This is a genomic window from Acinetobacter sp. 25-47-130 (assembly GCF_056779705.1).
Genome location: NZ_JBWYII010000002.1, coordinates 405788 through 417819 on the forward strand (window position 1 = coordinate 405788; position 12032 = coordinate 417819).

Here is a 12032-nt window from a genome sequence, read left to right on the forward strand (position 1 = left end):
CCAATCTTAAGATCTAGCCGAAATTACATATTGTTGTGTCGTTGGTTTCAATAAAGCATCAAAAACTACAGGCTCATACAATGGATGGATATTTAAATATGCTTGAATACTGAGGCAAAGTGCGCCCATATTGTCGCTGTCTAACAACATTTCAACTTGAATTTGTCGTAGGCGAGGTTCATGTGCCGCAATGGACTGCTGAATAGATTGGCAAATTTTGTCTCGATCCATTGGATTCGCTGTTGATAATCCAACAAAATCAATAATGCCAAACTGTGCAATCGAGCCTTTAACCGTAGGGCATTCATCAATCTGATCAAACTTGGCTACTCGACTATTAAGTAGATCCTCCAAGTCATGTGCAACAGATTCACGTAGCTCTTGCATAGACAAGCCTTTGATCTGATCCTCATATTCTGGAATCAAGCGATCAAATAAAGTTGAACGGAAGCCAAATGGATAAAGATGATCTAAATTTGTTTTCATCTTGCCTACTCTAAAAGATGAGTAAAGGCCAACTTAAGTCAGCCCCTACTCCTCTCACTTTCAAGACTTTAAGCTTTGTAGCTTGCAGTGTTGTTAGAAAGTGACCATTGCTTCGTGATCGCACCTTTTTGAGTACCATCGATATCTTGTTGGTTGTATGTCCACTCAACAGCAGCATATTTCAAACCAAATGCTTCAGTCGGAACACCTTCAGCATTTACAGATGGTGTTACGCTTGAAACTAGAACATGTTTCAATTTGATTTGAAGGTACTTGATACGCTTATCACCATTCGCACGGTAGTAATCGATTTGTACTTCATCAAAAGTGTAACCAGCAGAACATGCTTCCCAAAGTTTCGGGCTAGTCGCATCTAAATCTTTAACGAACAACATGTCTGAATGTTCAACACGCTCAGAAGTATGACCACCAACACTTGAAGATGTCGCAGATTTAGGCTGACGGATGTTATGAGACCAAGAATTAACTTCCAACCAATCTTTGTGCTCAGTGTCACGAGATTCGCCGTCTACTTTGTATTTTCCTCGAAATTGAACATATATATCTTTCATGAAGATTTCCTGTTTTATTTAACGTTATTATAAAGTTGCTCTATTTAATTAGAGGACTGAGGTAACTCAGTGACAAGTCTCAAAGATACCGACAACTCGTCCAACTGGAAGTGCGGTCTTAAAAACACGACCGATTTGTAGTGACCAGGGTTCGCCGGGTCTTCCACAACTTTTACAGATGCTTCACGAAGCGGGCGCTTAGCTTTGGCCTCTTGTGATGCACCATCATCTAGTAATACATATTGAGATAACCAATCATTCAAAAAGCTTTCTACATTTCCAGCTGAAGCAAAACTTCCGACTTTATCTCGCATCATTGCTTTCAAATAATGCGCAATACGCGACACAGCCATGATGTATTGAATCTGGCTTGAGAGTGCTGAATTTGCATTCGCTGTATCGCTATCATATTTCTTAGGCTTTTGGGTCGATTGAGCCCCAAAGAACGCTGCGTAGTCTGTGTTTTTGCAGTGTACTAATGGAATAAAACCGAGATCGCTCAACTCTTTCTCACGGCGGTCCGTAATCGCAACTTCTGTCGGACACTTAAATACGACTTCACCATCATTGGTTTTGAAGGTATGTACTGGCAAGCCTTCTACTAAACCACCACCTTCAACCCCACGAATTGCTGCACACCAACCATGCATATCAAATGCATTCGTTAAACGTGTACCGAAACCGTATGCTGCATTCATCCAGAGATATTGATCGTGATCTTCACCTGAGACTTCTTCAACGAAGTTAAAGCCTTCTGTTGCCCAACCCTCTTTAGGGTCATAAGGCAGGCGACCCAGAACGCGTGGCATAGTTAAAGCCACATAGCGAGAATCATCACTTTCACGGAATGAGCGCCACTGTACATATTCTGCAGTTTCAAAAATTTTAGATACATCACGAGGACGATCAATTTCAGTGAAAGATTCAAGACCTAGAATTGAAGGGCTTGCTGCTGAAATAAAGGGTGCATGAGAGGCAGCGGCAACATGAGAGATTTGTTCTAAAAGATACATATCTGACGGTGTGCGATCGAATTCAAAATCACCAATCAAAGTTGCGTAAGGTGCACCACCAAAAGAACCATATTCTTCTTCATACACTTTTTTGAACAATGTGCTTTGATCAAAGTCAGTTGCGCCTTGGAAGTCCTTAATCAATTCTTTTTTAGTGGTATTTAAAATGCGGATTTTAATTAAAGGATTTGAAGGTGTTTCTTGACAGAAATAGTAAAGTCCACGCCAAGTCGACTCAATCTTTTGAAACTGTTCATGATGCATAATTTTGCTTAATTGAGCAGAAATTAAAGCATCAATTTCAGCAATACGCTTATCTATTGAGACCGTCATGTTTTCTGAAACAGTAATTGTTCCAGCCATAACTTCTTTGGCTAATTCCCCAATTAAATTTTTCGCACGAACATGTTCATCATCGTTACGCGCAATTCGACTTTGTTCAACAATCGAATCTAGAAGACTCGTTTCTTCAACAGCATTGCTTGTCGCAGGTGCGGTTTGTAAATTACTCACGGTCGTCGCCTCCTGCTTCAGCACTTAATTTGCGTACTTGATCTGTATTTTGAAGAATTTCATCAAGCAGATCTTCTAGACGTTCACTATTTGAAATTTTATTACGCAAATCTGAAAGGCGTTCACGCGCTTCAACCAATTTGCGTAAAGGGTCAACTTGTTGAACAACATTTTCAGGTCGGAAATCTTCCATTGAGTTAAAAGTAAGATCTACCGACATATTTCCACCCTCTTCCGAAATTGTGTTTTCAACTTGAAAGGCTGCTCTTGGTGCTAGCGAACTCATTACTTCATCAATGTTATCCAAATCTACATTAATAAATTTCTTATCTTTCAGTTTAGTTCTTTCAAGTTCAGATGCTGCTGAGAAGTCCCCTAATACACCAACAACAAAAGGAAGTTCTTTTATTTCTTTACCATCACCTACTTCTACGTCATACGTCAGTTGTACTCGAGGTGGTCGGATGCGTTGTAATTTTTTTTGAACACTTTCACGCTTAGCCATATTATTTTTTCCTAAATTTGTAATTTGATCAGTTCAACGAGCCAAATGGATTCTCACGTTTGGGTGCTGCTGGTTTTTCAACTTTCGCAGGTGTCGTTGTTTTAGCGGGTGTTGTTTTTGCTGGAGTCGATGCACGGCGCGTCGTACGTGCAGGCTGTCGAGTAGTTCGAGTCTCTTGAACACGCTTAGGTGCTTCTTCAACTTTGGTTTCGATTACAGTCAAAGGTTTAGCTTTTTTAACTGCTTCAGAAAGTGCCAACGCAGGTTCGTAAGTCTCTTCAGTCAAATAACGTACTTCTGGTCCACGCATTTGCTCTAATGCCTCATTCGCGATTCCGATTCCAGCTAAAAACTTAGTATCTGTTAACGATGAGTGCTGAACATTTTGTGCATTAAGACTGTTCACCAATTGAAGTGCTTTCTGATTTTGTCCGATTTGTTGAAAACGCTGAGCTGCTTGTGCTAGAAAACCATTTTTGTTGTCTTTATTTTTTTTATCACATGCTTGAGTATAAATTTGTAGCAATGTCTGGTCTGTTTCACCCGCTACTAATGGATGATCTTTAACACAACCTCTTTTGAGTTTTACTTCATCTGCGTAAGTTGTAGACGCCATCCCCAACCCAATTAGCAGAGTTGTAAGCAGAATTTTAGTATTCAAAATACACCCTCACTTATTATTAAATTTACATTAACTATATGATTCATTAAATCATTTTTTAACACACTCAATGTTTAGAGCAATGTCTTCTATATATTAGATTTAATTAAAATTTAAACTTATAAATGCAAACTTAGTCAACATTATGACCATTATAATAAAGAAACAATTAAGTTTTTTAAGTTACAAAATTATATAGTTCTGTAAACGATTCACACTATAGGATAGTTTTTTTATCACATTTATTTAGGTAGAATAAAAAATATGGGTGAATTTTTTCATACTAAAAATTATTGTTTATTAAATATTTAGTCGTTAAAAATCTTAAAAATAGACGTTATTTAGGTTTATTTTAAGTAACTATAAATAATTTGAACACAGAGAATTCTGATGAATAACTTGAAAATTTTGATTACAAAACTATCTCCTACGACAAGAACAGCACTAGAAAAGTCTGCAAATTATTGTATTAATCAACAAAATTACGAAATCGAAATTGAACATCTACTCTTCGAATTATTAAATCAAAACGTAAAAAATGATCTCTCTATTTTGCTCGATCACTATAAAATTTCTAAAAATGCACTGATCGATGATTTACAAGAAACGATTTCGCACTTGCCCAAAGGCAATACGCGTACACCTATTTTTGCTCAATCGATTGTACGTCTGCTAGAACAAGCTTGGCTTATTGCTTCCGCAGATCAAACCCCAGTCATCCGTAGCGGGCACTTATTAGTTGCGTTATTGACTGCAGGAGATTTATATCAAATCGCGCTTCGTGCATCGAGTTTATTCGATCTGTTCCCGATTGATACGATGAAACACAAATTTATAGAAATTTGTAAAGCTAGCATTGAAGAGCATCTCCCTCAAGCTGATCATCAAAATGATGTTCAGGATCAGGATACGATTCAAAGTTCAGAATCTCATGCAAAAACACCTGCACTAGATCAATACACCATTAACTTGACTCAAAAAGCGCTTAACGGTGGGATTGATCCTGTCATTGGACGTGAGTTTGAAATTCGCCTTATGTTGGATATTCTGATGCGTCGTCGTCAAAATAATCCTATTTTAACAGGTGAGCCAGGCGTAGGTAAAACTGCTGTCGTTGAAGGTTTAGCGCTGAAGATTGCCAACAACCAAGTGCCTGATGCATTAAAAAATGTACATATCCATGTTCTTGATATGGGTCTATTACAAGCAGGTGCAAGTGTAAAAGGTGAGTTTGAAAATCGCTTAAAACAAGTCATCCAAGAGGTTCAAAGTTCCGCTCATCCTATCATCATCTTCATTGATGAAGCACACACACTGATTGGTGCAGGCGGTCAAGCTGGTCAAAATGATGCGGCGAATCTCCTTAAACCAGCCTTAGCACGTGGCGAGTTAAGAACAATTGCTGCAACTACATGGGCTGAATATAAGCAATATTTTGAAAAAGATGCGGCGCTCAGTCGTCGTTTCCAAGTCGTCAAAGTTGAAGAACCGACTGAAGAAGTTGCGATTGATATGCTTCGCGCCATGATTCCTGTCATGGCTAAACACTTTAATCTTCAAATCGATGACGAAGCCATTGTGACTGCTGTTCATTCTTCACATCGATATATTGCTGGTCGACAACTCCCAGATAAAGCAGTGAGTGTTTTAGATACTGCTGCCGCTCGTGTGGCATTAACTCAGAATGCTCAGCCGGTAAAGTTAGATCAGCTACATGCTCAAAATCATAATTTATTGCTTGAATTAGATATTTTGGAACAAGAGAATAATCAGTTCCCACAGCATGACGAACGCATCTCCAATCTTAAAAATCGGATCACTGAAATAGAAAATGAGTTAAATGCCACAACTGAAAAGTGGAAACAAGAACTAGAAATTGTTCAAAAAATCAAAACACTTGAGCAAAAAAATTCTGAATTAAAAGATGAAGAACACAGTAATGATTTTAAAAATCAGATTCAGCAACTCAGATCAGATTTAAAAATATTACAAGGTGAACAACCTCTGGTATTTGAACGTGTTAATGCTCAAATCATTAATGAGATTATTTCAGATTGGACTGGTATTCCTGTAGGAAAAATGGTCAATGACGAAATTAAGCAAATTCTAAGTTTAGAAGAAAAACTGGAACAACGCGTCATGGGTCAAGACTATGCCCTGCATCAACTTGTTCAAGGAATCAAAACCTCTAAAGCAAAACTTGAAGATCCAAACAAGCCTCAAGGGGTATTTATGTTGGTTGGACCAAGTGGTGTGGGGAAAACAGAAACGGCTTTAGCTTTAGCCAATGAGCTGTATGGTGGGGAATCTCATCTCATCACGATTAACATGTCTGAGTATCAAGAGGCTCATACTGTTTCCTCATTGAAAGGTGCGCCTCCAGGCTATGTAGGATATGGTCAAGGTGGTGTCCTCACTGAAGCTGTTAGACGCAATCCGTATAGCGTTGTTTTGTTAGATGAAATTGAAAAAGCACATTCAGATGTTCAAGAGTTATTTTACCAAGTCTTTGACAAAGGCACACTTGAAGATGGTGAAGGACGTGTTATCGATTTTAAAAATACCACAATTTTATTGACCTCTAACACTGGCTCAAGCGCAATTATGCAGGCCTGTTTGACTAAACCTGTAGAAGAATGGCCTACGGCAGAAGACTTAATTGAACATTTAAAACCAAGTTTATATAAACAGTTTAAACCTGCCTTCTTGGGACGTATGCGTATCGTGCCTTACTTCCCACTCCATGATGATCTACTTGTGCGTATTATTCATCATAAGTTAGGCAAAATTACTGATCGTATTTTCAAACAATATCAAACACGTGTTGAATACACCGATGATTTGGTGGAACTCCTCTTAAGTCGCTGTACAGAAGTCGATAGTGGCGCACGTAATGTAGACAATATTCTAAACTCTTCAGTTTTACCTGAACTAGCAACACAAATATTGATTGCCTTAGCGGATAACAAAGTGCCTAAATTAATTCAAATTGATAGCAAAGATGACGTGATTGAGTATCGATTAGATCCAACAACAGCACCGAAAAAGCGTAAAGCCACCAAAAAGAAAATTGTTGAAGCATAATTATTTGAGTATATAAATTAATATGAACATTGATATAGAACAGCTACTTCAACCAATCTCAGATCAAGCAATTTGTGGCGAAGATCTATCTTTTTCGAATGAATTTCATGAAATCAAGAAAGCGAAAACCCAAGATGATCCGCTCTTAGATATGGGGGATTGGGTAGCTGAACCTAAACAAGCAGATTGGTCATTTGTTTCAGCAAAATGTATCGATGTTCTGACTCAAAAAAGTAAAGATATTCGTTTATTGACTTGGTTAAGCGAAGCTTGGAGTCAACTCTACGGTTACGAAGGAGTCGCTCGTAGCCTTGAGCTTTCGCATCGTATGTTATCCAATTATTGGAAAGATATATATCCTGAAATTGAAGATGATGATTTAGATCAACGTCTGGGTTTATTGCAAGGTTTGACTTCTCAATTACCTGCTTTGATTAAACGTGTTCCACTCATCAATTCAGCTCCTTTCTATTCAATCTACGATTATGAAAAATTACTGCATCAACAAAATGTAAGATTAAAAAATGCTGATGATTATGGATCTTCTCAGAATCATCCAGAAATCGAGCAGTTCGAACAAAGCTTATTTAATACCTCAAAAAGTTTCCAATACAACAATTATCAGTTCTTTTTAGAAATTTTGATGCACTGGGATACCCTCAAGCAAGTACTTGATCAACTGATGCAATTAGACGCTCCAAGTTTCGCAAATACTGATTCTCAGTTGGAAGACATACATAAAACACTGAAAAAAATTTACAAAGCAGATGCATTTTTAATGTCTGAGGATACTCCTGACATGAATCAAGACCTACAATTCCAAGAAAACAATTCAAATATAAATTCTGCTCCAACAGCAAATATACAAGCAGCAGTAACTCAGCAGTCATTTCAACCTCAACCACAAAGTCATCTACAAAATCGTGAACAAGCAATGCGAGTGCTTAAAGATATTGCGGATTATTTTCAAGCAAATGAACCACATAGTCCTGTGAGTTATATGCTTCAAAAAACCATTAAATGGAGCCAAATGCCGCTTCATGAATGGCTCGCACAAGTCATTAAAAACGATAACAACCCATTGGAATCAGTCCATGAACTCTTGGGTGTAAAAAATAGCAATGAATCTAATGAATGGTAATCTCAATGTTTAAAGCAGAAAAAGTACTGTGGGGTGAAGGTCTATTTTTAAGACCGCAGCACTTTCAAATTCAAGACAGTTATCATGAACAGCGTTTAAATCAAACTATTCGCGCCACCATTCCATTCGCATATGGGATACAACAGCTCAAATTTGATGAATCTCAATTAACGACCCATGTGCTAGCAATTGAGCACATTGAAATGATTTGGCAAGATGGTGAAATTTACGCTGCTCCTTCGCGAGATCTTTTACCTCAGCCCGTACTGCTCGATGAGCTCAATTTCCGTGGTGAAATGACCATTTTTCTTGCGCTCCCTATCGTTCAACCAAACAAGCGTAATATCGCCCATGAGGCTTCGACACAACCAAGTCGATATCATTCGTATCTGAATGAAACTCATGATTTGTTCACAGATGCCACACCTGCTGAAATTACTTACATTCGTCGTCGTGCTGAGCTGAAATTACTGGAATCTCAGAATGATACTCCTCATGAACTGGATGGTTTTTTATATTTGCCGATAGGAAAAATTAAGCGTCATAGTTCAGGAAGCTTTGAACTTGATACAAAATTTATTCCACCAATTTTGCATATTGCTTCATGTGAGTCATTGGTTGCTAATTTAAAACGTACCTTGAATGTCATTAAAGCAAAAATCAAAACTATTCAAACCAACAATCGCGAAAACGAACAAAAATTAATTGAATTTAGATCAGGTGACATTGTTTCGTTTTGGCTAGTGAATGCATTGAATACTGCTCATGCAACTCTCAGCCATTTATTGACTCATCCCCAAATTCACCCTGAACGCTTATTTTTTGAATTACTCAGATTGACTGGCTCATTATTGACATTCTCAACAGCCTATGAAGTTGAACATTTACCTCAATATCAACATCATAATTTACAAGATAGCTTTGCGCAGTTAGATGTCATTTTAAGAGAGTTACTTGACACAATCATTTCAAGTCGATACTTCAATATCAGTCTTAAAGAAATACGTCCTTCGTATTGGGTTGGTAGCTTAGAGTCAGATAAGATCACTCGCGAATCTCGTCTGTATATTGCTGTGTCTAGTTCAATGATGCAGACACACGAACTTGTACAAATTGTCCCACTACGTTTTAAAGTGGGCACAACAGTCGATGTTGAGCAACGTGTCGTCTCTGCATTGCCTGCTATTCCGATTCACCATTTGATGCAAGTACCTACTGCGATTCCAGTCCGCTCTGGTGTGAGTTATTTTGAAATTGAACCTCATCATGAACTCTATCAACGCATGTTGGAGTCTGAAACCATCTGTATTTATGTACCTGCTGGATTCCAAGATATCAGTATTGAACTCATCGCAGTGATGAATGGCTAGAGATTGAGAAGAGAAAAATATGAATATGCCTAATGGAGCACCTTCACTGTTCGATGACGGTCAGATTGGAGCAGGCTCTACACCACAGCAACAGAATAAATTGACGCAGTCTTCTAATTTGGTTGATTTAATGCATGACGGTTTCTACATCGTTTTTTTAATTCGTAACCAATACGTTCCTGACAATGTCGATGAATTTCGCCAAAAAATCATGGATCAACTACAACGTTTCGAATTACAAGCGAAGAAGTTGCAGTTTTCAGCCGAGGATATCCATGATGCCAAATATGCATTTTGTGCATTACTTGATGAAACGATTGTCACACAACAGAACCCTAGTTATTTCCATTTACAAAATTCGTGGTTGATTAGTCCTCTTCAGTTAACTTTATTTGGATCTCAACTTGCAGGTTATCAATTTTTTGACTTATTAGAAAAAATTAGAACTCGTGGAAAAGATCGCTTAGCAGCTTTAGAAGTTTTTCACTACTGTTTACTGTTAGGTTTTCAAGGTAAATACCGTATTGAATCAATTGAAAGCTTAAATCATTTGGTTGCACGCGTAGGCGATGAAATAGATTATTTAAAAGGTAAAAAAGCCCTCTTTTCACCTTTCGCTGCATTGCCTGATCAAATTAAAAACATTATTCATAAAGAACTTCCATTCGCTTGGATTCTATTATTTTTACTCCTCTTTGCATTATTGGCATTTTCTGGACTTCGCTATATGCTCAGTCAACAAGAGACCAAAGCCATGACTCAATATAATAATGTCATTAGTGCACCTGCTGAACAGGCCCACATAACGATTCATTTACCATAAAAGATATTCAATATGAGCCAAGAAAAGAAAAATATTAGAGTCCTTACACCTACTAAAAAAAATAAAAAAATTTCGCCTCTAGTAAGCGGGATCATTGGTGTAGCAATTGGTATCTCTGCCACATCTTTAGCTTTTTATACCTATTTAAATCAACCAAGCTTCCAACCGATTAACGCAGCAGATACAGATTCAACACACTCAAATGATAAATTGTCCAATATTGATTCGGGAATCACCCAAGCTGATCAAAACGAGCAATCTGAACCTGATGAATATCACCAAGCTCAACCCAAGCTAAATGAGCTTAATAATATTTTCAAACATCAGCAAACAAACTCTGCTCAAGCAACTCAACCAGTGACTTCAAGTAAAAATCCCTTCGAATCAACTTTTAATCAAGCACAACCTTTAAGTAACAAAACTTCCCAAGTTCCACCTAAAGCAGAACCAGTAAAAAAGACCACAACTGAAGCATTACCGAAAACCATAAAAAAGCCTGAGTCTAAGCCTACGACAGCCAATGCAAATAAAGTTGCTGAAAGTAAAGCTGACACTGATGGAAATATTGATATTCCTGTAGCCAGCGTAGAAGTTTCAGTCACACGAACTGCTAAAGAACCTGCACCGTGATTTTTTTTATCATTGTCAGTTTTGTGATATTAATCATCGCACTGACTTTATTGATGTCTTATGAGATAAGACAAAAAGTAATAGATTATGCACAAAGCTTATTACCACAAGGTAAAAAAAAGCTTTTAAACGCACGTAAATTTGCACATGAAATGAATCATGCTGCTTCAGCAGACCAAATTCAAACGCATTGGCACTTACAGCAATGGTGGATACTCATTGCTGGTTTTTTCTTACTTAGCAGTATTATGCTTTTTGCTTTTACAAAACCCGTTGATCCTACAAAAATAGAAGCGAACTATTTAAAGAAAGCTGATCCTCAAATTTATAACTTATTAAATGGGGAAATTCTTTCCCCTCCTCCAGAGGTTGAAGAAAGTCTCGTCGATGCAGCAATCGTTGAAGCTGTACGTCTTGAGCAACAATATCAAGCTCAAACTGGCGGTTCTGTTTCATCGACAACTATTCCTAATGTAGAAAATTCAGAGTTTTCTCATGGTCATCTCGATACTTCAATGGTAAATCGTAAGTGGGACAAGATGCATCCACGCTATAAACAACGATTACTTATGGTCTTCAAAATTATGAAGGAACAACATGGCTATGAATTAGTATTACTAGAGGGTTATCGTAGTCCTGCACGACAAAATAGCCTATCTCGGAATAAAGCAACCACTTTAGCGACTGCATACCGTAGCTATCACCAATTTGGTTTGGCAGCTGATGTCGCATTCAAGCGAGATGGTAAAGTCGTTATTTCTGAACGTGATCCTTGGGCTATGCGTGGCTATCAGTTATATGGTCAAGTTGCTGAGTCTGTCGGTTTAGTTTGGGGAGGACGTTGGACAAAAATTCATGACTACGGTCATACAGAATATCGAATGCCTGGCTTGGTTCGTAGCAAGGAAACTCATGATCGTTTCATGCGAGAAGCTGAACAAGGTAATTTAATGGCAAGCAATATAGAACAGTAATAATCCGTTGATCCTCTTTTCAAAATGCCTGTTAACGATACAGGCATTTTTGTATTTATTGATATATTTTGCGCTTGTAATTAACTATGTGAAGACATTGATTTAGAAGTTAATTTTCCCGTACCCATGCCTTTCCCTTAATTTTATTTGTTTATTTTTTTCTTTTCACATAAAAAAACACCCCCTTGTATTGAAGGGGGTGTTTAGAATAATGAGCTGGCGATGACTTACTCTCACATGGGTAACCCCACACTACCATC

Annotated in this window: 11 protein-coding genes; 6 read left to right on the top strand and 5 right to left on the bottom strand. The window is 37.8% G+C overall.

What is annotated here, in order from left to right; all coding sequences use genetic code 11:
- Positions 1–6: 6 nt before the first annotated feature.
- The 5 genes from tssE to AC1M83_RS05695 form a co-directional block, all read right to left on the bottom strand.
- Positions 7–486, bottom strand: a complete 480-nt coding sequence (tssE, locus tag AC1M83_RS05675; protein WP_481590196.1) for a type VI secretion system baseplate subunit TssE — start codon at positions 484–486, stop codon at positions 7–9.
- A gap of 68 nt (positions 487–554) precedes the next feature.
- A complete protein-coding gene (locus AC1M83_RS05680; RefSeq protein ID WP_092766611.1) occupies positions 555–1058 on the bottom strand; it encodes an Hcp family type VI secretion system effector in 504 nt (167 codons plus the stop codon).
- Between the two features lie 44 nt (positions 1059–1102).
- Positions 1103–2584 carry a type VI secretion system contractile sheath large subunit gene (gene tssC / locus AC1M83_RS05685; RefSeq protein WP_092766612.1) on the bottom strand — a complete coding sequence of 494 codons (1482 nt, stop codon included), beginning with the start codon at positions 2582–2584 and terminating at the stop codon, positions 1103–1105.
- Positions 2577–3089, bottom strand: a complete 513-nt coding sequence (gene tssB, locus AC1M83_RS05690; RefSeq protein ID WP_092766613.1) for a type VI secretion system contractile sheath small subunit — start codon at positions 3087–3089, stop codon at positions 2577–2579. Before tssB ends, tssC begins: the two co-directional genes overlap by 8 nt.
- 28 nt (positions 3090–3117) lie before the next feature.
- Positions 3118–3705, bottom strand: coding sequence for a hypothetical protein (locus AC1M83_RS05695; protein WP_481590197.1), 588 nt, complete (start codon positions 3703–3705; stop codon positions 3118–3120).
- Positions 3706–4137: 432 nt separating this feature from the next.
- On the opposite strand from AC1M83_RS05695, the gene tssH reads away from it, so the two are divergent.
- From tssH to AC1M83_RS05725, 6 genes are read left to right on the top strand one after another with little or no spacing between them, the layout of a single operon-like run.
- Positions 4138–6834 (top strand): type VI secretion system ATPase TssH, encoded by a 2697-nt coding sequence (tssH, locus tag AC1M83_RS05700; RefSeq protein ID WP_481590209.1) that lies wholly within the window; start codon positions 4138–4140, stop codon positions 6832–6834.
- Between the two features lie 22 nt (positions 6835–6856).
- Positions 6857–7975 (top strand): type VI secretion system protein TssA, encoded by a 1119-nt coding sequence (gene tssA, locus AC1M83_RS05705; RefSeq protein ID WP_481590198.1) that lies wholly within the window; start codon positions 6857–6859, stop codon positions 7973–7975.
- 5 nt (positions 7976–7980) lie between these two features.
- A complete protein-coding gene (gene tssK / locus AC1M83_RS05710; RefSeq protein ID WP_481590199.1) occupies positions 7981–9345 on the top strand; it encodes a type VI secretion system baseplate subunit TssK in 1365 nt (454 codons plus the stop codon).
- A gap of 19 nt (positions 9346–9364) precedes the next feature.
- Positions 9365–10168 (top strand): type IVB secretion system protein IcmH/DotU, encoded by an 804-nt coding sequence (gene icmH, locus AC1M83_RS05715; RefSeq protein ID WP_092766617.1) that lies wholly within the window; start codon positions 9365–9367, stop codon positions 10166–10168.
- Between the two features lie 12 nt (positions 10169–10180).
- Positions 10181–10798, top strand: a complete 618-nt coding sequence (locus tag AC1M83_RS05720) for a hypothetical protein (protein WP_481590200.1) — start codon at positions 10181–10183, stop codon at positions 10796–10798.
- Positions 10795–11772 (top strand): M15 family metallopeptidase, encoded by a 978-nt coding sequence (locus tag AC1M83_RS05725; RefSeq protein WP_481590201.1) that lies wholly within the window; start codon positions 10795–10797, stop codon positions 11770–11772. The genes AC1M83_RS05720 and AC1M83_RS05725 overlap by 4 nt, the downstream gene beginning before the upstream one ends.
- Positions 11773–12032 lie beyond the last annotated feature (260 nt).

Coding starts and splice junctions, on each gene's coding strand:
- tssE (WP_481590196.1), bottom strand. CDS start 486: ATGAAAACAAATTTAGATCATCTTTATCCATTTGGCTTCCGTTCAACT.
- AC1M83_RS05680 (WP_092766611.1), bottom strand. CDS start 1,058: ATGAAAGATATATATGTTCAATTTCGAGGAAAATACAAAGTAGACGGC.
- tssB (WP_092766613.1), bottom strand. CDS start 3,089: ATGGCTAAGCGTGAAAGTGTTCAAAAAAAATTACAACGCATCCGACCA.
- AC1M83_RS05695 (WP_481590197.1), bottom strand. CDS start 3,705: ATGGCGTCTACAACTTACGCAGATGAAGTAAAACTCAAAAGAGGTTGT.
- tssA (WP_481590198.1), top strand. CDS start 6,857: ATGAACATTGATATAGAACAGCTACTTCAACCAATCTCAGATCAAGCA.
- tssK (WP_481590199.1), top strand. CDS start 7,981: ATGTTTAAAGCAGAAAAAGTACTGTGGGGTGAAGGTCTATTTTTAAGA.
- icmH (WP_092766617.1), top strand. CDS start 9,365: ATGAATATGCCTAATGGAGCACCTTCACTGTTCGATGACGGTCAGATT.
- AC1M83_RS05720 (WP_481590200.1), top strand. CDS start 10,181: ATGAGCCAAGAAAAGAAAAATATTAGAGTCCTTACACCTACTAAAAAA.